Source organism: Myxacorys almedinensis A, from assembly GCF_010091945.1.
GTDB classification, from domain to species: Bacteria; Cyanobacteriota; Cyanobacteriia; order Leptolyngbyales; family Leptolyngbyaceae; genus Myxacorys; species Myxacorys almedinensis.
The window spans coordinates 21828-43029 of sequence record NZ_WVIE01000024.1 but is presented as its reverse complement, the minus strand read 5'-3'; the positions used below and the strand labels follow the sequence as shown (position 1 = coordinate 43029).

Genomic DNA, 21202 nt, shown 5'->3' with positions numbered 1-21202 from the left:
AGATCATGAATTCCCGACTAGCAATTCTATTCTCTCTGCCACGATTTCTGGGCATTCCACCATCGACAAATGTCCGCATTCCGGAATTTCAAACACGTTTGCCCCAGAATCACTAAAAAGCGGGTGAAAACTCGCCAAGTGACGAACGTACTTAGGTTCCATCACCGGATCTTTAGCCCCTGCAATAAAATAGACAGGCTGCCTTAAACGAGCCACAAGCTGAGGCAGTCGATGCACTTCGTACTCGGTTGTCGAGTCGAGCAACGTTCCCAGCGCCGCCTCTCGATCAGCAACCACAAAATCGACTAAGCGCTGCCGTGCCCACGTTCGAGCGATCGTTCTGCCGGTGCTCGTCCGCGTAAACAGCAACTCTAAACAAGGAACGTGAGACAGCCAACGAGGGCGTAATTTAACAATGTGCTGCCCTGCCGCCCGAAACCGCTCAAATGATTCTTTTAAATAAATGCCGCCGCCCGAATTCAGGCAAATCACCCCTCTCACCTGCTCTGGTAGCTGATCGGCTGCCCACAGCGCCACATACCCACCCAGCGAATGCCCCACCAGCCAAGCCTGAGAAATATTTAGCTCTTGCAACAAAACCCCCAGATCTTTTGCGTAAGATGAGAGGCTGTACTGAGCAAGCGGCGATGAGTCTTGCCACGCGGCGATCGGTTCCTTCAGAGGCGCACTTTGGGCGAGTTGCACAGCGAGCACGTCTGTCGGGGCAGCATCTTCTGCTTGAGGGTGGTGAGTATGGGAAGATAGTGCCATCGATCGGCAGGGTTGAGACTCACCAAAGCCCCGAAGATCATAAGATAGGCACTGATAATAAGGTGCTAATCGATCGATTAAGGGCTGCCAGTAGGTGCGGCTCAACAGCCAACCGTGGACAAAAATTAGGACTTCATTTGAGGAGGTGGGAGCCGTCTGCTCATAGACGTGGGGAACTCCCAAAACAGTGATAGTAGGCATAGTTCCATCCTACCGTAAACTATTACATCAACTGATGTATGGCAGCATACTCGGCTGTCACACTAAATAATATAAGACTGTCTATTAAGCATGTTTTAACCGTTCTCTGAACCAGATAACCATGACCAATCGATCTGACTCCACCACTATTCGAGAGATAGCCAGTAGCTTTCGGCTCATCGGCTGGATTAGCTTTTGGGTGCAGCTTGTGTTGACCGTTGTGTCGAGCGCGATTTTGGCGTTTGCGGCTGTTTCTACTCGCACAGCAACCAATAACCCAGGGACGGGCGTGGGGGTGGCACTAACCGTGGGGGGAATCCTTGTCTTGGGCTTTAATATGTTTTGGGCGCTGACTCGCTATGTGGCGATCGGGCGACGGCTGAAAGCCCCGGCGGTGGCTCGTCCCAAAAAAGCAGAAGCGGTTCAAGCCTTGCGGACAGGGTTAATTGCGAGCTTGATCGGCATTTTGCTGGCGCTAGTTGGGGCAGAAGCGATCGTCGGGTTGTTGTTTGGCAAAGCAGTGAACCAAGGATTTGCAGGATTTGTCAATGTAGACCAATCAAAATTCATTCAGCCGATCGATATTTTGGTGGTGCAAGCCAGCATTAATGTGATCTTGGCTCAATTTATCGCGACGACGGCTTCGCTTTGGCTGCTCAACAAAATGAGTCGTCAGTAAAATCGCCTTCACGCTGATACGTAAGTATGGTGAAATGAAGCTTGTATCTGTCAGAAAAATTAGTCAGAAAGATGAGTTCAGAGAGATTTGCGATGCTTTGGAGTTTGGCAGAGCCAATCGCCTTTTTGCTACGCGCATCTCGTTATACGTTATTAGCTGTCCATTCAAAAATCTGATTGAGTTGTTCTAGAGACACAAACCCGTAGCGCCACAGAATCATCGGTAAAGGGCCGCGATCGTGGTGAGCGTAGCGCATTGCCATCGCAATCGAGGAGGGCGCGATCGCTAACTCTTCCGCTAAAAACCGCACAAGTTTTTGGTGGTTGCTATCGAGATTGTTCATGAATTCTTCTAATTCATAGTGCTCTACCGTTGTGGATGGGAGCAACGCGTTGTTAGAAATACCTGGAGTAGACAAGGGAGGTAGGTCCTTAATGTTTCCGAAAAATTTAGAAGCTAAATCGTATCACTAAAAATTAAATCGGTGTTAATTTACCACTTAATAACGCAATTTTAGAAACAGTTATCTAAAGCCTTTGTTTAAACGAGGTAGCAAAGATGGAGCAAAGATTAGCGATACTGGCAAAGGGGGACAATTTTTATTGAGGAAGCGGGCACCGTCGCAAAATAACAAAAGGGTTTTAATAACTTAAGAGTGCTGAAATAGACTCATGCTCTACTGAATTCATTCAGGGGCAACCGTGACTTATCTTCACACTTATGCTGACGGTGTTTTGGGTTCACCTGTCGTGTTCGTTACCCTGGTTTGCAAAAAGGTCGGCGGCAACGAGGCATTTTACCAAAACAAGCAGTCAGCGATGCGATCGCGCCTCCTGATGCCCCCGTGAATCCTCGATAGCTTAATAGACCTGCTATCAGTTGTACGGGCATACTGATTGGTGGAACTGTTGTCCTGCGCCTATTAGAGGGTCGCCCATTGTATCTGAGATAGTTGCTATGCATGATTGCTTTACAGATTTTACTCCTCGGCTCCAGCAGGGGCGATTGGCGCGTCGTATACCGGTGAACCGTTTGCGACTTCTTCAAGCAGTGCCCTTTTTGGCGGGAAGTCTGCTTTCGATCGCGCTAAGCAGTCTGCCTGCAAAAGGGGCAGAAAGGCTGTACCTATCCTATGGGGTGTTGGAGCGATCGGTTTCCGTATCTGCACTCGAAGACTACGCCCGCACTGGCAATCTCGATCAAGATCTCTACGTATATTCACAGTATGCGAGTGATCAACAACTCGCCACCTTGCGAAAAGCGCTGACCACCCGTGCCTCGTTGTCGCCGATCGCAGTGTCTCAGTTTCTTTATACGCCGCAAGGAGAAATTTTGCTGCGCCGCCTCGGAGAGGTGATTCAGCCTGAGTCGCGGGATACTGGGTTTTACGCGATTCGGGCAGCGTTGATTTTGGCATCTGCCGATCCAGAAGGAATTACACCGCTCAATGTGTTTCGCAGGTTTCCGACTCGTGGAATTCGCATAGATTTGCAGAAGTCCTTAGAAATTGCAGGCGACTTGGGTAATTTGATTGATCGCACCAATCAGGCAACGGCTGCGATCTCACGCCTTGCCGACCAAAACGACACCCCGTTTCCCAACCCAACCCTAGCCGACTTAGCCGCCCGTGGCACCTTTGGGGTGCAGAAAGAAACCCTGCGGTTGGTCGATCGGCGGCGAAACATTGTCTCTGCGCTGGGGGGTGATCGCGTGCTTCCGGTGGATGTTTATTTACCGCAAAGTCGCCGCCAAGCCTTGCCTTCTTCAGTTCCGGTGGTGGTGATTTCCCATGGGTTAGGCAGCGATCGCATGACCTTTGCCTACCTGGCAGAACATCTAGCATCTCATGGGTTTGCGGTGGCTATTCCAGAACATCCAGGCAGTAATGCTAAACAACTCCAAGCCTTAATTGCTGGCACCGCCAGTGAGGTGGCAAGTCCGAGAGAGTTTATCGATCGCCCGTCAGACATCAAGTTTTTGCTCGATGAACTGACCCGCCGAGCCAGGTCTGATGCTCGCTATGGTCGGCTGAATCTCCAGGGCGTGGGTGTGTTGGGGCAATCGTTTGGGGGGTACACAGTGTTTGCCCTCGCGGGTGCGCCGCTCAATTTTGCCAAGCTGCGGCAAGACTGCACCCCAACAGCGCTTGCCAACACGCTAAATATTTCGCTGGCATTGCAGTGCCGGGTCTTAGCCCTGCCGAGAGAAGACTACACGCTGAGCGATCCACGAGTTCGGGCAGTGTTTGCGATTAACCCGATCAACAGTGGGGTGTTTGGGCAAACCGGGCTGAGCCAAATTCAAGTGCCAACGTTTGTAGTGGGGGGGAACGCCGATACGATCGCGCCTGCCCTGCCCGAACAGATTCAGCCGTTTACGTGGTTACAAGCGCCCGATCGATATTTTGCGCTGATCGATCGCGGAACTCACTTTTCTACCCTGGGCGACTCTCAAGATGAAGGGATTCCGGTTCCGCCTGAGGTGATTGGGCCGTCGCCCGCGATCGCGCGGCGGTATATCAATGCGTTGAGTTTGGCATTCTTCTCAACTTACGTTGCAGGTCAGGCAAACTATCGCCCCTATCTGTCGTCTACCTACGCCAATTTTTTGTCGCAGCCCCCATTAAAGTTGAGTTTGGTGCAGATGTTGGAAGAGCAACAGTTGAGGTAATACCAAATTAATTTATAAATGCTACAGACCTGCGACATCCCCCAACCCCTCCTGAGTCAGGAGAGGAGCCGGAAAGTCCCCCCTGGGTCAGGAGGGACGAGGATCTGTCGCAGTAGACAAATCAATTTGGTATAAAAACTGGCTTGATAGCCCTTGATACTTGATAGTCCTTGATAGTTAATGGTAATTTCACCTCCAACTCGCTTTCATGGTTCTAAATCAAAAGGCGCAAAATTAATCCCTCAAACAGTATTCCGCCCGTGAACGGTTTCCTCAATCTCAACAAACCCCCTGGCTTCACCTCCCACGACTGCGTTGCCAAGGCGCGTAAGCTGCTCAATCTCAAGCGGATCGGGCATGCCGGCACCCTCGATCCTGCTGCGATCGGGGTGTTACCAATCGCGATCGGACGCGCCACCCGGCTACTGCAATATCTCCGCAGTGACAAAGCATACCGGGCAACCCTGCGATTTGGGGTGACAACCTCGACAGATGATTTGGAAGGCGAAACGCTGACCTGCCAAGCCGTGCCGCAGTTGACGTTAGATGCCATTCGGGAGAAATTGCCGCTTTTTTTGGGCAAAATTCAGCAGATTCCGCCAACTTACAGCGCGATTCAAGTTGAAGGAAAACGGTTGTATGATTTGGCGCGATCGGGGCAAACAATCGCAATTCCAGCACGAGCGATAGAGGTTTACACCCTCGATATTTTGGCTTGGCGACCGGGAGATTTTCCCGAATTAGAACTGGCGATCGCGTGTGGGGCAGGCACTTATATTCGTGCGATCGCGCGGGATTTAGGCGCAATCCTCAAGACGGGAGCCACGCTTGCCGCGCTAACCCGGACAGAAAGCAGCGGCTTTATGCTCTCAGACAGTTTAACGTTCGAGGCATTAGCGCAGCACTTAGCCGCCGGAACATTTGCGCCCATTGCCCCCGATCACGCCTTGACTCACCTGCCCAAGATTAGCCTGCCCGACGATCTGGCGCGGCGCTGGTGTCAGGGTCAAAAGATTCTCTCCGAGCCGCCTGAAACCCAACCGATGCAAGTGTGGGACGAGCAAGAACGTTTTTTAGGCATCACCCGGTTCACCGAAGGCGTCCTTGTGCCTCAAATGGTGTTTGAACCTCTATGAGCTTGCTCTCAACCCATGGGAGCTTGCTCTCAACCCGTGGAAGCTTGCGCTAGAATCCAATCTCGCAAAATCGGATTGACCAGTTCTGGTGCCTCATCTTGCGGGCAGTGCCCCACTCCTGCCAGCGAAATAAATTGTTCAACTTGCGGATACTCGGCAAAGGCACGACCGAGAGCGATTGGTTCCCAGGGATCTTGCTCTCCCCACAGTACGATCGCGGGGCAGCTTAAGTTTGGCAGCAGATCTTCGGGCAGGGGCCCTTGAGAATATCCTGTAAAGGCGACGAAAACCCCCGTTGCGCCTTCATCTTTTGCCGCGCTCAACAGCAGATCGACCAACTCATCGGTCACTGCGTCTGATCGCCCGTACGCCTTGAGCAACACGTTTCGGACGGTTTTTGGCGTGGCAAGCTGCTTGAAAAACTGCTGCCCAAACCATGGATTTTTCAGCACTTTCTGCAAAATGGGTGCGCCAACGCGCTTCAACCACGGTTGTGTCGCCTGGTGTCGCTCATGCAGCAACCGCAGCGAACAGCCCACCAATGCCACACCCCTCACCTGGTCGGGTGCCGCGATCGCGGCTTGCAAGATGGCGATCGAGCCGATCGAATTTCCTACCAAAAAGGCAGGCTCGCCTACGACCTCGCGGCAAAAATCGGCAAGTTGCGCCCCCCAGGTCTCGAACGTGTAGCCAAGCTGCTGACTGGGAATGGGTTTAGCCGATTTGCCAAACCCGATCAGATCGATCGCATAAACCCGACAGGTTTTTGCAAGCTCAGGAATATTTTTACGCCAATGATAGAATGAGGCTCCAAATCCATGCACCAAGATCACCGCCGGTCCGGTGGTGCCCTGAGTTTGATAGGCAACTTGAAACCCTTTCCACAGCCAAATGGTGTAGTCGGTTAAAACGGAGGGGGCGGGAGATGGCAGCATAGAAGAGATCAGGAATGAGGAGGAACGGGGTATACCAAAGGGTAGGTTGGTGCGATCGCCCTAATCAGGCAAGCTTACTCAATTGTAAACTTTTATTAACGTAAGTTCGACTATTAACGTAAGTTCGACGACGTTTCTGCCCTGCGATCGCAGATCCAGGAAGCTAAAGCCGCAACCCACGAAGCAGATAATCTACATCGAACTCACGGTTTATTCACCTAACGTCTGAGCCGCCTCTAAAAACTATAGATTCCTGCCGCTTTCATCCCTCATTTTTGTCCTCTTCGTCTGAGATCACCCTATGGAAACTAGCACATCAATTGGCAGCTACGCCCCAGACTTTGAGCTTCCCGGAATTGATGGGTCGGTGCACCACCTCGCCAACTATCTCAAGCACCACCGTGCGATCGGAGTCGTGTTTATCTGCAATCACTGCCCTTACGTCAAGCTATATCTCGATCGCCTCAAACAACTTCAGGCAGACTTTCAATGGCAAGGCTTTCTGATGATTGGCTTGAACCCCAACGACGAGAAACAGTTTCCCCAAGACAGTTTCGAGCACATGAAACCCTTTGCTGCCGCGCACGAGCTAAATTTTCTTTATCTGCGAGATGTGACTCAAGATGTGGCGCAAACCTTTGGGGCAACCAAGACGCCCCATGCCTTTCTCCTCGACCAAACCGGGGTGCTGCGCTATCGAGGTGCGATCGATGACAACGCCCAAAATCCGCAGGCGGTGAAACATCCGTATTTAAGAAATGCGATCGCACAGGTGCTCAACGATCAACCGCCATTGTTCGCCTCCACCGAGCCGATTGGCTGTTCGGTGAAATGGCGCGACTAGGGTTTTGCAGGTTCGGCAGAGGGGGCAGGAGCCTTTGACGGGTTGGCTCTAGGCGGGTTTGAGGCGCTGGGCGATGGCGTTGGAGAGGGCGAAACGGTGGGTGATGCCGCCGCTGGAACCGCCGGAATGGGAGACGGTGAGGTTACGACTTGGGGCGGTGCCTTCTTGCCCAAAATGCTTGGAGCGCCCGTGTCATAAACTCCGGCAACGCAGGCAATCATCATCGTGGCGAGCGTCCCCACAAACAAGGCCTTCCACCCTAGCGCCGAGATATCTTTGCGCCGCGACGGAATCAGGGCGATCGTGCCGCCGACAAAAATTCCCACCGATGCCAAATGGGCAAACCCCGACAGCGCGTAGCTGATGATCAAAACGGCGCGATCGCTCAGAGGATTGTCAGGGCGAGCGGCGGCGGCTCCCAACGCTTGATAGGGCGGAATGGCAGTTTCGAGCAGGCGGCGACCGATGATCACCGACGATTCCCAAAGCTCGTTCCACTCTAGAGAAACGCCGGTCAAAAACGTCAACGGCAAAAACAAGACTCCGGTGATGTTGGCAAGCGTCACAACGTTGAAGATATCGCCCACCGCCCCTGGAATTCCGGCTAGACCGGCAAAGATTTGGTTCATTAGGGAAACGAGACCCAGAATCAAAATCAAAACTGCCGCGATCGCAACTGCCATCTTGACCCCATCTAACGCCCCCACGATCGCTGCATCCAACGGGTTCATCCGCTCGATCGGCTCGCCTGCTACTTTTTCTGGACGCCGCTCGGTGGTGTCTTCCTCAGGAATGCCGCCCATCGTCAACGGTATCTCCGTTTCGGGGACAAGAATTTTGGAGAGCACAAAACAGGCAGGAATCGCAATAATTGATGCTGACACCAAATGTCCCAAAATATTCGGAAATACTGGGCGCAAAAAGCTCACATAAATTGCCAATGTTGAAGAGGCTGCCGTGCCAAAGCAGCAGGCGAGAATGGCGCAGAGTTCGCTGCGGGTCATTTTCGCAAGATAGGGTTTGACCACGATCGCCGCTTCGATGCCGACAAAAATATTCGCCGCTCCGCTCAGCGCTTCTGCCCCGCTCAGACCCATGGTTTTATAGAATGCCTTGGCAAAAACGCCCGTGACGGCTTGAATCACGCCCAAATTTTGCAGCAGTGCCATCAGCCCTGAAAAGAAAATTACGGTTGGCAACGCTCGAAACGCAAACACGTAGCCCATATTAATATCCGCCGGCTTGGTTGGAAGCGGCACTAAATTTTTGCCAAAGACGAAACTTGCGCCCGTATCTGCTGCCAAAAAGACGCCATCCAACAAACTGCTAAAAACTTGTAGTGCCCACTGTGTTACCGGAAACCAAAACACCAATGCCCCCAGCAATAGCTGAAGCAACAGCCCAGATAGCACAATGCGCCAGGGAAAAACTTTTAAGCTGCGATTTTCTGAGAACAGCCATGCGATCGCGCACAGCCCAAAAATGCCAAGCAGAGAAATTAGATTAAGAACGCTCATGGGGGCAGTAGAAGCAAGGAGTAAAGAGAGTAAAAATGAATACAGTGAAGATGTTTCTACAGACGATACTCAAAAAAATTATATCTGGCGCAATTTTTTTGCCTCGACTTCACACTTTGTAGCGATTTCTACTCAGCTTCTACTACGGTGAGGTGCGCTCTCCCTGCAAAGCACGCCACACCTGCCCATCGCTCGATGAAAATTGATCATTTTAGAGAGCAACGCTTTGAATTGGGTTGAAATCGGGTTTGCGATCGCGATCGACAGAATGAATTTTTATACCAACTTTTTATACTAGCTAAATGAGTAGATCGGGCACATCTGACCTTTCTTCGCCTGCCTTTGCTGAGGGAGCGAGTTGACTTAGGAATTGCCAGTTAAGTTGGTATTCGCCTCTTATGATAATTAGGCTGCCAAAAAAATATAGGTTTCAGCTTTGGCTCTAAAAATATGCGAGCTATATGCTCTAATAGGGACTTTTATTAAGCAAAAATAAAGGGGACTTTGCCCTGGAAAGAACAGTGTCCCCTAAACTAAGTTCAGATTGTGCTTGAGCCTTAAAAAAGTAACGCTCAACAAATGAGGTATACCGTTTTTTACAAACAAGTGAGAGTGAAAAAGAACACCCTGATCGTCTAAGTTCGTCGTTTAATACAAGACATCCCGTTTTTTAGAGATTTTTATTTTGGGAAACTCAACGGGTAAATTCATGGCTTTCTTGCAGACTCTATTTAATGAGAATTCTCACCACCTTTTTTACCAATCTCTGACATATGTTCCCGATCTTGGCTGGTAGCTTCGCCGCCTTTTTGTCCGGATTCTTTAGCTTCTTCAGAAGTAAACTCGTGAGCGGTGCCTTTCTCGTGAGCGGTTTTCCCGCCCTTGCTCGCAATTTCGCGCTGTTTATCTTCGTCCATTGAAGCAAATCCGCGCTTACTTGTATCTGACATAATGAATCTCCTAATTATCAAAGGGTCAAATTGCTTTTGTTCTACTTTTGTTTTTGTAGAACTCATCTGAGCAAAGTGAAATATTTTTGAGTTTTTGTATTTCACCTCTTCTATAAAACAATGTTACGAAGCCGCCACATGGTTACCTCTCTCTAAAAGAGTAGTTGGCATTATGAAATAAGGAGTAGTTTCTCTACGCGACCTGTTAATTTAATGAGTTTTATCATTTATCACGAAATAAAACACTCTTAATTATGGTCGTTTATTTTTAACAAGGATTAGATTCTTTAGCTTTTTTATTAACAACGCACCAGACAATTTTTAGTACACTAAAGTACTCTCTTTCAGATAGTTTTTATATATTCAATATATATTCAGACTCACCTAAAAGTTGATTTTTGGAAGAGAAAAATTGCGCTGATAGGTACGTTCTCAAAGTTGAAAGATTGACTTTGATAAAATAGCCTTATCCTTCAGTAGGTCTAGACTTTAGCTTTCTACTTGCGTTTAGAGTGCCGATGAAGAGGACTTTTCTTAGTGCCCCATCCCCTAAAAACGAGTCATAATGAGCGAGACGCTATGCTGAAGATCGCGACATGATGGACGCTTTTGACCCGACTCCGCCTGCGTGGACTCAACCTGCGATTCATTCTCATGCTTTCACTTGCCCTACCTGTCACAAAACTTCCACCGAAGCCACTCAGGTTTGGATCAATCGTCGATCTCCCGTATTTACAGAAGACTACCGGAAAAAGTGGCAGGAGTTTTATCACTGCCAGTGCGGTCAGGTGTGGTGGGCATGGAGCAACGATCGTTCGCCCTCGGAGTTGGGACAGCGCGATCGCCCGTCGCGAGATTTTTTTAATCCCTTCGAGGATTTTTAGGATGTTTGTCTCTTGTTTTGTAGGCAGGAGGCTAACGGCGAGAGCTTCCAAACTATCCAAAATCAAAATCCAAAATTAAAATAATCCAGACTATCCAAAATCTAAATAAAAAGAAATAAAAAGGAGTACCCTTTCGAGTACTCCCAACGTAGGTAAAAACAGGGTTGCGGTTACACGCCTACAGCCTCTTTAGCGGCGTAGAGCACTTCCGCTGTAATTTCAGCAATGTTGCGATCGCGGGCAAATTTCTCGGTATTGCGCTTTACCTTACCGCGCACAAAGCCCGGAATTTTATTGAGTTCAGCCAACCCATCACGACTCCACCCTAGGTTAGACTCGGCAGACATGGTTTTCGTGATGCCCTCTTTGGTGTCGTGACCGCCAAAGATCTCCAGTAAGTGATCTTCCATACCCAAGGTAAACGAGTTGTAGATCAGATCCACAAGTTGATTGCTGCCTTCGTAGCCCATAAATGGCTTATAGCCCAAGGGGAAATTTTGAATGTGAATCGGGGCTGCAATCACGCCGCAGGGAATATTGAGGCGCTTGCCGATGTGCCGCTCCATCTGAGTGCCAAAAATCGCGGCAGGTTCTAGCTGAGCGATCGCATCTGCAATTTCGGCATTGTCTTCACTGATCAAGACGCGATCGCAATAGTCGCTGACTTCGTTCGTAAACCACTCTGCATCGTACTTGCAGTAGGTGCCAGCGAGAAGAACATGAATGCCCATCTCCCGCGACAAAATCTTGGTCAACGCCGCCGCATGGGTGTTATCGCCAAACACAACCGCTTTTTTGCCCGTCAAATTTTGGCAGTCAATCGAGCGAGAAAACCAAGCCGCCTGCGACACAAACCGAGTCTGCTCATCGATAAACGGCTCATAATCAACGGTTGCGCCTTGAGCATTAATCACAGCTTGAATTTTGCGAATACACCGCGCCGTATCGACAATGCCCATCGGCGTAATGTCAACGCATGGCATCGCAAACTCGCGCTCTAGATAGTCAGCCGTCATCACACCGATTTCGCGATAGGGCACCAGGTTAAACCAGGCACGGGGCATCAGCTTCAGGTCATTGACTGAGGCATCTTCTGGAATAACGGTGTTGACTTCAATTCCTAGGTCTGCCATCAACCGCTTTAGTTCGGTGCAGTCGTGGTTGTTATGAAACCCTAGCGTGGTCATGCCAATGATGTTGACCGACGGCTTTTCGGTTTTGCCCTCTGGCAGTTCACCTTTTTTCCGAGCTTTCTCCAGGTAAAACTGCACGATCTGATGCAGACTGCGATCGGCGGCTTGCAGTTCGTTGTAGCGGTAATGGTTGACATCTGCCAACATCACGTCGCCCTTAGAGTCAATCTGAGCGCGATCGCAGAAATTCTTGAGGTCTTCTTGCAAAATACTGGACGTGCAGGTCGGCGTCAGCACAATCAGATCCGGATGCTCTTCTCGATCTTTTCGGACGATGTTATCGACTACTTTTTCCTGCGATCCCCGCGCTAACACGTTGCGATCGACCACACTGGCGGTCACAGGCGTATAGTTCCGCTCACGTTCTAACATCGATCGCATCACGTTGAAATAGTCGTCTCCCAAAGGCGCGTGCATGATGGCATGAACATTCTTAAAAGAACTGGCGATGCGGAGTGTGCCAATGTGAGCGGGACCTGCATACATCCAGTAAGCCAATTTCATATCGTCTATCTCCCGTGTGGTGAGGTGTGAGACCGGGGTTTCTTGCCCTCTCGTCCCACATTTAGAGTGAGTTTTATTGCTTTTAGCATTGTCTCAAACTGCGGAAGCCTGTAAATCGAGGCAGCGGCATAAGTGCCGCTTTATCATCGCCGTTAAAAATCGCTCAAACATCCGCACAGTAGCAATTTGAACGGTTTGCAATTCGCCCTGTGGCGAGCTTGACTGACATGATTCTTAATGTCTAGCCTGCGAATAGACGTTGCGTTGAAACGTCTATTCACCTGATGGAAACCTTTGTTAGTTGGCAGCAATCCAAACGGGCGTTGATCGCGCTAATACTGTCCAGCGATCGCGTCCTTCGGCATAGCCAAGTTCCACGATGTAGCTGCGGTTGCTTTCCGGAATGGGTAGATCGCAACTGAGCGCCAGATCATCGACATCAAACTGCTGAAACTGCTCTGGAGAGTCTTGTTCCAGGTTTATATCCGTCACATCATAGAGCCGGAGCACGAGATTTTGATCCATCCGATCCACGGCAGCACGCTGACTTCTGGGCACATCCCACGACGCATACGCCCAGCGATCGCTGCGAGGGGTTAGCCCGATTTGCCCCGGCACCTGCGATCGCGCAGACCCATCCAAGGCAGCCCCACTATTAGGAATGGCAGGCGAATCATAGCGCTCAACCGCAGGGTTAGCGTCGCCCACCTCCGACCCATCGCCGAAGGCAGTCCCAGACGGTGGAGGGGCATCGGCATTTTGCTTGCCTGACAAGAACGACCATGCCGCAGCCCCGGTTGCAGCGGCAGTCCCTCCTGCCTGACTGAGCATATCGGCACTGTCCGCCGCCCGGTGAGTGAGCCGTCCAAACAAGGTTTCACCGTCAGCCGACGAGGGCGCTTCGGCGCTTGTCCAGGGTTCTGGCGCAGGCTGCTCTACCGCCGAATCGTGATCGTCGGCTAAAAACGATTGCCCAGAATGGATAGCCCCCCCCGCCAAAGCAGCACCGCCAGCTTGAGCGGCGTTCCCCAAAAAGGTAGATGAGGGCGGAACATGAACATGGGCAGAGCGAGCCAAGGCAATCCACCGACCATCTGCCGCCAGAGAGCCTAATTCTGCTAGATAATCGCGATCGGGCGTTGCGATCGCTAGGCGCTGCCGATGGGTCAATTCATCACAGTCAAACTGCTGCACACTGTGGGCACTCTGCGTGTCGAGGTCAATATCTGTCACGTCATACAGCCGAATGGCGAGGCTGTTGCCACCTTGCTGGCGCAGCGATCGCATCTGCTCTGGAGCAACCTCCCAGTAGGCTTCCACTTCTTGAGGGGAACGGGCTTTGAGCAACACTCGTGAGACCTGAACCCGACCTACCCCTCGGCTATTGTCGCGTCCTCCAAAGGCAGACCATGCAGCAGCACCGACCCCTCCGGCAGAGATCGCGTCACCCATCGTGGGTTTACCCGTCAGGGTCTCACCTGGTATTGGGGCTACCCCGCCCTCGGTCAGCCCTGGGCTTTGGAAAGCGTCGCCCGCCTGCTCGTGTGCCAAGCGATCGGAGGGAAGGTCTTGAAGCGAATCATCCCAACGGGTCTCGGTGTCACTTGTCCCAACCCAGCGCTCGCTCAAAGAGTCAGGCTCTGGCGGCGCAAAGCCCTGACCATAAGTCTCTTCCTGAACTTGATCGGTGCCCAACCCGCTCGCTGGGGCACGATCGCGCCCGCTTCGACCGAGCAACCAAAGCAGCCCTGCGCCCGATGCGATCGGAAATAGCCACCACCCGTTCAACCCTCCCGGTTTTCCGGCTACTCCATCCCCGCCGAGCGAGGGTAAAAAGCCAAACAAGCCGCCACCCCCTGCACCCGACTTTCCGGCTCCGGTAGCGGGGTTTGCGGTATTAGAAGAAACGGCTTCGCCGCTTGTGGTTCCGACGGCTCCAGTCAAGTTTTCGGGCACCCCGACTTTAGAATCATTGGTAGCCAACGTTGGCAAGGCTCCTTTCTGAGTCGTGGTTGCCGGTGCGATCGCATCAGGTTTCTTGCTGGCATTGATTGCCTCAGCTACCCCTGCCTGTGCGATCGCGCTTTGCCCAACCGGGGCAGTGGCAAATCCTAAGAATGCCTGAGCAGCAGGCGTAGGATTGCCCGCATTGTAAACGTAGTAAAGCGGCTGCGAAAACGGATAGCGGGGATCAGTCGGCGGCGTGCCGTGCATCACAACTGCTTTGACGCCGGGCTGATTTTTGATCTGGTTTGCCGTGGTGTAGCTGATGCCGTTTTTGCCGAGGGCGCGAATTGCCGCTTGGGTCGTGTCATTTTTTAGCTTTTCGGTGGTGGTGCCTGTGGCAAACTTGCCCTGCTTAAAGACGGGATACTCTCTAAACGCTTGGCGGGTGTCGCTGCTGTCGGGTCGATCCACAAAGCGAATGGCGGCAGGCGCGCCCCCAACTTCTGACCAATTTTTGATCTCCCCGCGAAACATTTTGGCAAATTGCCCAATATTGAGGCTTTTGGCAAACGAATTGGTAGAACCGACCACGATCGCAATTTTGTCTCGCCCAACCGGGACGGCTTCGAGTCCTTTTGCCTTTTCTTGTGCCGTGAGCGGACGCCCGATCGCCGCGAGATCGACTTTGCCATCTAACAAGGCTTGAAGTCCTTCAGGGGTGCCAGCATTGTTAGAGGTAACCTGGGTGCCTGGATACTGCTTCTCGAAGCGTTGAGTGAGAACCTGGTTAACAGCAACCATGCTGCTAGAGCCATCGATCCGCACGTTGGTTCCTTGTGCCACAGAGCCAGGGAGCTTGAATGGGGCTGCTTGCGCTAACGCTGGCATCTGTGCCCCGGACGTAAGACTCAGGGAAAGAGCAAACCCAACTGCTAAAGAAAATTTTGAATGCACCATACTTTCCATCCACAGTAGCAAAAACTTTTTTACACCGATGCAGTCCTGTTAGGCAAGTCCAAGCGAATACTAAAGCAGATCATCAAATCTTTAGAATTTAACGATGGGAATCGTGCTTGGTGTTGCAAGGAAACACAACCTAAACTAAGCAGCCTTTTGAGCGATGAATCTGGCTAGAAATTACCTTATGACAAATTTTGCAATTTAGAAATAATGTAAGAGTTTATTAATATGCGAAGATCAAAAACTAACGGTTTCTGATGTTTTCCTGTGATTCGACCTGCCACTAAATGCCCTCTCTCGACTGATCAAGATGCCTTTAAAGAGCGAGTGCGATCGCACTTCGAGCAAATTGCCCCCACGCTCGATCGCTGGAGTCGGCGCAATCGCTATTATTATCGAGACTTAGATCGCTTACATCGGTTTTTAATTCCCCCCAACAGTCGCGTTTTAGAAATTGGCTGCGGAACGGGTCATTTACTCAATACGGTCAATCCTGAAACGGGAGTTGGTATTGATTTTTCTCCCTCTGTTGTCAAGATTGCCACCGCCAAATATCCCCATCTACAGTTCTACTGTTTAGACGCTGAAACCCTGAATCTTGAGGACTTTGCGACCGATCAAACCTTCGATTTCATCATCCTTTCTGGCGTGATTGGGCATTTAAGTGATATTCAGCAAGTGTTACAAAATCTACATCTTTTTTGCCACCCGCGAACTCGAATTATTCTGACCTTTCATAACTTTTTGTGGCAACCCTTGTTGCATTTAGCTGAAAAAATTGGTCAACGTCGTCCTCAACCTCCGCAGAGTTGGTTATCGCTTTCTGACGTGCTCAATTTGTTGCAAATTACGGGATATTCATCGGTGCGATCGGGGCGGCGATTGTTGCTGCCAAAACCCATTCTTGGCATTAGTTTCCTATGCAATCGAGTGTTGGCCCACTTGCCGATTCTGAATCATTTATGCCTGACTCAATACATTGTTGCCCGACCTCAAAATAGTGTTACCCGACCTCAAAATAGTGTTGCCCAACCTCAACCATCGCTATGTCCATCACAACTCACCTGCTCAGTCATTATTCCAGCCCGCAATGAGGCAGGCAATATTCGAGGTGCGATCGCGCGTTTGCCCCTTCTGGGTTGCCACACCGAAGTCATTTTTGTAGAAGGACACTCTAAAGATGATACGTGGGCAGAAATTCAGCGGGTAGTCAAAGACGGGCATCCTCACTTCACCCTGAAAGCTTTTCAGCAACCCGGAACAGGAAAAGCAGATGCCGTGCGCCTTGGCTTTTCGGAAGCGACGGGCGATATGTTGATGATTTTGGATGCAGATCTCACCGTTCAACCCGAAGACTTGCCTCACTTTTTTGAGGTGATTGCCTCTGGGCGCGGAGAGTTTGCCAATGGGTCTCGCCTGGTCTACCCACGATCGGGCAAAGCGATGCCGTGGCTCAACAATTGGGCAAACAAGTTCTTCAGTTTGGCGTTTTCCTTCTTGCTGGGGCAACCGCTCAAAGATACGCTCTGCGGCACAAAGGTGCTGCGACGAGCCGACTACGAAAAAATTGCTGAAGGGCGCAGTTATTTTGGCGATTTCGATCCGTTCGGCGATTTCGATTTGTTGTTTGGCGCGACAAAGTTGGGACTCCATATTGTAGATGTGCCCGTGCGCTATCAGCCGCGAACCTATGGAGAATCAAACATTGCCCATGTCCGCGAGGGTTTAATCTTGCTGCGGATGTGCCTGTATGCGTCGCAAAAAATCAAGTTTTTTTAGGGCAAATCTTGGTGCCAAACCGGTGTGAACGGGTCTCAATTCTCAGCGACTTCCTTTTGAGATTTACGCCGTTCTAAAATACCTTGGGCAATGCGATACCACTCATCTCGCAATCGTTTGTCTGCCGCGCTACCGCTTAGAGCTTTGCCTTTGCGATCGGGATATTTGGCGTAAAACGTTTCGTTTGCTGCTGCAATGAGTTCTCCGTAATCCATGCCCAATTCTCGACATCGAGCTTCCAGGGTGTCCCCCCGACTTTGCTCATCCGTAGGCAGGGCTGGAGAACGTTTAGCCGCCGGGGGAAAGGTGGGAAGCGATCCTGCAATCAACGGAAAAACTTGCGGGGCTGCCCAGATCAGAGCCGCGATCGCAGCCACAATTAAGCCCAGCTGCAACCCCAGTTTCAGCAGACCCAACACGGTAAACCTCACCAGCCCAAAGGTCAGTTTGAACAAACGTTTGACCAGTTTGAAGGCTCCTTTGGCTGTACTTTTGATCAAAAAGGCAGGTCCATCGAAAACCGACTCAACCCACGATCGCGGATGAGCCTGCACAACAGACACTCGGCTAGATCGGCGACGCCCCACAGCCACGGTTCTTTGGTGAGAAGCTGACGCAGGAACAAGGGCAGCAGGCGGCAGGGGGATCGGGGGTACAGAGTCTGGAGCGCGGAACGAGAGGTGCTGAAGAATATCGTCTGCTGAGGCATAGCGATCGCTAGGTTTGGCACTCAACATGCGATCGAGAATGTCTGCCAAACGAGGAGAAACGCTCGCGTAGCGCTGCCATTGCCATGTGAGATTCACAGGATCAAACAGCGATTGCGGTTCGCGCCCGGTGAGAATGACAACGATCGTGACTGCCAGTGCATACAAATCGCTACTCGGATTTGCCTTGCCTTTCTGAATCTGCTCAACCGGCGCATATCCTGGCTTGCCAACAAAGGTATGAGACGCTGACGGGGCGATCTGATGCGCCGCTGCTTTCACCACACCAAAGTCAATCAGCACCGGCTTTTGGTCTCGTTCTCGCAAAATAATATTGTCGGGCGAAATATCACGATGAATGATCCCGGCTCGGTGAATGTAGTCCAGCACGGGCAGCAGTTCTTGCAGCAGTTGCGTGACTTCTTTTTCGCTAAACGCCAATCCTCGCTGTCGCCGTTCTTCGATCAGATCCTGATAGGTTTTCCCTTCTACGTAATCTTGCACGAGAAACAAAAGCTCGCCGCTCGGCTGTTTGACTCGAAACAGTTCGCGAAATTGAGGAATCTGCGGGTGATGAAGCTGATATAAGACCCCCGCTTCTCTGGCAAATAATTCCTCCGCTTTTTGAGCGTTTTTTGCCCCTTGCGTTTGCGGATCAAACTCTTTTAAAACACACAATTCGTTAAACCGATTGGTATCTTGCGCTAAATAAGTCCGCCCAAACCCACCTTGACCCAACACGCGAAGAACGCGATAGCGATTTTGAACGAGCGTACCATCAGGAAGCGATCGGCGCATGGCAACAATGAGGGGAATGGGGAACGAGAATTCTTGCTTATCAAATTTATCACCGCTTCTCGCCATGGTGACACGATCGTAGACACCGCGCAATTTGCTCTAACGGTCAACCCTGCTCCCAGTATGCTAAACAATTAACTAGAGAGATATTCCGGATTCATCTCTCATCCCGTATCTTGTGAACCGTCGCACTCTCCTCCAGTTGTTAGGGCAAACCTCCGGTGGCGTCATTGCTGCCAGCGTTTTTGGAGGATGTCAGTCTCGGTCGTTTGATCCCCTGCTGCTTTTAGGTTCGCTCAGGGCTGACGAGCCGTTACCCGATCGTGTGATCACGCCATTAAGCGAGTTTTATGTTCAGTCTTATGCGTTGCCATCACGGGTGAATGCAGACACCTGGGAACTCCACATCAAAGGTGCGGTTAATGCGCCTCTAACGCTGACCCTGAGCGATATTTTGCAAGCTCCCCAAGAAACGTTTTATCTGACGATGGAGTGCATTGGCAACCCGACAGGAGGCAATCTCATCGGCAATGCTCAGTGGACTGGAACGCCGTTGTTGCCGTTTCTAGAGAAGGCGGGGATCAAACCAGAGGCAAAGGAATTTGCCATGAAGGGCGCAGATTGGTATGAAACGACGCTGCCCGTTGCAGAACTGATGCGCGAGGGGGTGCGGTTGGTGCATCAGATGAATGGTGAACCCCTCACCGCAGAACACGGCTACCCCGTACGCATTATCATTCCGGGGCATTTTGGGCAAAAACAACCGAAATGGCTGGTAGAACTGAGCGCGATCGCAAAGCCCAAAACCGGCTTCTGGGAAAATCAGGGCTGGTCTAACACGGCTGAAATTCCCACTCATGGCATGATCCGGCAGGTGCAAGAGCGGCGCGTGTGGGATAAGCGCCATCGGGTTACGCTCGATCGGGGGGGCGAGGCAGGCTGGGAAACCGGGGTTCTGATCGCGGGGGTGGCGCTCGATCGTTCTACGGCAATCACCGCGATCGACGTGAGTACAGATCAGGGGGCAACGTGGCACCGAGCCGAGCAAAATCGCCCCGAATCTCCCCACGAATGGACGCTCTGGCGCTATGCTTGGAACCCCCAAAAACCAGGAACCTACACGCTGCTAGCACGCGCCACATCCCACCGCCAACAGCAACTTTTAGACGATAAAAACGGCAAGGATGGCAGCACTGGCGTATTACGGATTCAAGCAACGTTGAATGCCTAAGACGCTACACAGTGCCGAGCGTTAGGGCTTGCTCAAAGCGATCGCGATCGCTGCCTTTCTGATTCAACAACAGCCACGATTGCACGAGATCAGGACCTTGCAAAGCTCCGGTTAAAGACGCTCTTAGGGATTTCATTACCACCCCTTTTTTAAGGTTTTGCTCTTTCACCACCTGTTTAATGATGGCTTGAATCTCGCTTTCGGTTAGAGGCGTCTCAGGCTTAACGGCTGCCAAAATCGCTTTGAGCGCCGTAGCAGAGTCATCTTGTTGAAGATGAGCTTTGGCATCTTCCGTAAACTCTAAGGGCATGAAGAGATAGCGCGTCATCTCAACTGCGTCATCTAATCGAGATAAACTCGGTGCGACCAAGCTGGCAATAGTCTCTAGCCAAGCGCGATCGCGGGTCTCGTCAAATTTATAACCCGCTTCTTGCCAGTAAGGAATCAGCAAATCTGTCACGGTTTCAACGGGCATTGCATGTAAATACTGACTGTTGAGCCAGTTCAGCTTGTCCCAATCAAATTTTGCACCCGCTTTATTCACCCGATCAAACCCAAACTGCTTCGCTGCTTCTGCAAGCGTGAAAAGTTCGGTCATCGGCTCTGGGGGAGACCAGCCGAGCAGGGTCATGTAGTTCACCAGACCTTCTGCGGTGTAGCCCATGCGTTTGAAGTCAGAAATCGAGGTGACGCCATCGCGCTTCGAGAGTTTCTGACCCGCTTGATTGAGAATGAGCGGTGTGTGCCCAAATTCTGGAACGGTTGCTTCTAACGCCTCATACAACAAAATCTGCTTTGGCGTATTGCCAATATGATCTTCTCCGCGAATCACATGGGAGATTTGCATATCGATGTCATCTACCACCACCACAAAGTTATAGAGCGGTTGACCAATGCCATTTGTATCTGCCGCGCGAGAAATCACCATATCTCCGCCAAGGTCGCGTCCTTTCCAAGTGACGGTTCCGCGAACGAGATCCGTCCAAGAAATCTCGCGATCGTCGTCAATTTTAAAGCGAATCACCGCTTGCCGACCTTGCGCTTCAAAGGCGGCTTGCTGTTCTGACGTTAGGTTGCGATGGCGATTATCGTAGCGAGGGGCTTCGTTGCGCGTTTTTTGGGCCTCTCTCATCGCGTCCAGTTCTTCTGGGGTGTCGTAGGCACGGTATGCCAGCCCCCGGTCAAGCAGGGCTTGAATCTGCTGAGCATAGAGATCGATGCGATCGCTCTGAAAAACTGGACCTTCATCCCACGTCATTCCCAGCCAGGTCAAGCCATCGAGTATATTTTGAGTAAACTCAGGGCGCGATCGCTCTAAATCCGTATCTTCAATTCTCAGAATAAATGTGCCGCCTTGATGACGCGCAAACAGCCAGTTGAAAACGGCGGTTCTCGCAGTTCCAATATGTAGATTTCCGGTGGGGCTAGGGGCGATGCGAACTCGAACAGACATAAAGAAACGCTGCGAAAGGGAATTTTGTATTCCTCATTCTAGC

Annotated in this window: 17 protein-coding genes; 8 read left to right on the top strand and 9 right to left on the bottom strand. The window is 51.2% G+C overall.

The features are described 5' to 3' along the window. Positions 1-3: 3 nt before the first annotated feature. Positions 4-972, bottom strand: coding sequence for an alpha/beta fold hydrolase (locus GS601_RS17715; protein WP_162424618.1), 969 nt, complete (start codon positions 970-972; stop codon positions 4-6). A gap of 121 nt (positions 973-1093) precedes the next feature. Here GS601_RS17715 and GS601_RS17710 point away from each other — a divergent pair, with 121 nt between their 5' ends. Continuing rightward, complete coding sequence (locus tag GS601_RS17710; protein WP_162424617.1) at positions 1094-1651, top strand: DUF3611 family protein; 558 nt, start codon at positions 1094-1096, stop codon at positions 1649-1651. A 142-nt stretch (positions 1652-1793) separates the two neighbouring features. Here the strand turns inward: GS601_RS17710 and GS601_RS17705 are convergent, their stop codons facing one another. Next, a complete protein-coding gene (locus GS601_RS17705) occupies positions 1794-2069 on the bottom strand; it encodes a DUF2949 domain-containing protein (RefSeq protein ID WP_338017068.1) in 276 nt (91 codons plus the stop codon). 283 nt (positions 2070-2352) lie between these two features. Between GS601_RS17705 and GS601_RS17700 the strand changes: the two genes are divergently transcribed. The 3 genes from GS601_RS17700 to truB all read left to right on the top strand — a co-directional run bounded on the left by GS601_RS17700 (position 2353) and on the right by truB (position 5457). Further along, a complete protein-coding gene (locus tag GS601_RS17700; protein WP_162424616.1) occupies positions 2353-2499 on the top strand; it encodes a hypothetical protein in 147 nt (48 codons plus the stop codon). 109 nt (positions 2500-2608) lie between these two features. Further along, the gene (locus GS601_RS17695) at positions 2609-4321 is read left to right on the top strand and encodes an alpha/beta hydrolase (RefSeq protein ID WP_162424615.1); all 1713 of its coding nucleotides are present in this window, start codon (positions 2609-2611) and stop codon (positions 4319-4321) included. Between the two features lie 260 nt (positions 4322-4581). After that, entirely contained in the window at positions 4582-5457 is an 876-nt protein-coding gene (gene truB / locus GS601_RS17690) for a tRNA pseudouridine(55) synthase TruB (RefSeq protein WP_162424614.1), read from the top strand. 29 nt (positions 5458-5486) lie between these two features. Here truB and GS601_RS17685 read toward each other — a convergent pair whose 3' ends face one another. Beyond that, on the bottom strand, positions 5487-6392 hold the full coding sequence (locus GS601_RS17685; protein ID WP_162424613.1) for an alpha/beta fold hydrolase: 906 nt from the start codon (positions 6390-6392) through the stop codon (positions 5487-5489). A 301-nt stretch (positions 6393-6693) separates the two neighbouring features. On the opposite strand from GS601_RS17685, the gene GS601_RS17680 reads away from it, so the two are divergent. Continuing rightward, positions 6694-7236, top strand: a complete 543-nt coding sequence (locus GS601_RS17680; RefSeq protein WP_162424612.1) for a thioredoxin family protein — start codon at positions 6694-6696, stop codon at positions 7234-7236. Here the strand turns inward: GS601_RS17680 and GS601_RS17675 are convergent. Together GS601_RS17675 and GS601_RS23325 are read right to left on the bottom strand one after the other, a co-directional pair. Continuing rightward, on the bottom strand, positions 7233-8753 hold the full coding sequence (locus GS601_RS17675) for a NupC/NupG family nucleoside CNT transporter (protein ID WP_162424611.1): 1521 nt from the start codon (positions 8751-8753) through the stop codon (positions 7233-7235). The genes GS601_RS17680 and GS601_RS17675 overlap by 4 nt on opposite strands. A 731-nt stretch (positions 8754-9484) precedes the next feature. Then, the gene (locus GS601_RS23325) at positions 9485-9808 is read right to left on the bottom strand and encodes a con-10 family general stress protein (protein WP_202925176.1); all 324 of its coding nucleotides are present in this window, start codon (positions 9806-9808) and stop codon (positions 9485-9487) included. 491 nt (positions 9809-10299) lie between these two features. Between GS601_RS23325 and GS601_RS17665 the strand changes: the two genes are divergently transcribed. Beyond that, on the top strand, positions 10300-10587 hold the full coding sequence (locus GS601_RS17665; RefSeq protein WP_338017067.1) for a hypothetical protein: 288 nt from the start codon (positions 10300-10302) through the stop codon (positions 10585-10587). Between the two features lie 170 nt (positions 10588-10757). Here GS601_RS17665 and bchB read toward each other — a convergent pair whose 3' ends face one another. Together bchB and GS601_RS17655 are read right to left on the bottom strand one after the other, a co-directional pair. Beyond that, positions 10758-12284, bottom strand: a complete 1527-nt coding sequence (gene bchB / locus GS601_RS17660) for a ferredoxin:protochlorophyllide reductase (ATP-dependent) subunit B (RefSeq protein ID WP_162424610.1) — start codon at positions 12282-12284, stop codon at positions 10758-10760. Positions 12285-12581: 297 nt separating this feature from the next. Further along, positions 12582-15188, bottom strand: coding sequence for a DUF4912 domain-containing protein (locus GS601_RS17655; RefSeq protein ID WP_162424609.1), 2607 nt, complete (start codon positions 15186-15188; stop codon positions 12582-12584). 270 nt (positions 15189-15458) lie between these two features. Between GS601_RS17655 and GS601_RS23795 the strand changes: the two genes are divergently transcribed. Further along, complete coding sequence (locus GS601_RS23795) at positions 15459-16970, top strand: glycosyltransferase (protein ID WP_338017066.1); 1512 nt, start codon at positions 15459-15461, stop codon at positions 16968-16970. Positions 16971-17005: 35 nt separating this feature from the next. Here the strand turns inward: GS601_RS23795 and GS601_RS17645 are convergent, their stop codons facing one another. Continuing rightward, a complete protein-coding gene (locus tag GS601_RS17645; RefSeq protein WP_162424608.1) occupies positions 17006-18541 on the bottom strand; it encodes a serine/threonine-protein kinase in 1536 nt (511 codons plus the stop codon). Between the two features lie 112 nt (positions 18542-18653). Between GS601_RS17645 and GS601_RS17640 the strand changes: the two genes are divergently transcribed. After that, complete coding sequence (locus GS601_RS17640; protein ID WP_162424607.1) at positions 18654-19706, top strand: molybdopterin-dependent oxidoreductase; 1053 nt, start codon at positions 18654-18656, stop codon at positions 19704-19706. A 4-nt stretch (positions 19707-19710) separates the two neighbouring features. Here the strand turns inward: GS601_RS17640 and gltX are convergent, their stop codons facing one another. Next, positions 19711-21159, bottom strand: coding sequence for a glutamate--tRNA ligase (gene gltX / locus GS601_RS17635; protein WP_162424606.1), 1449 nt, complete (start codon positions 21157-21159; stop codon positions 19711-19713). Positions 21160-21202: the final 43 nt, after the last annotated feature.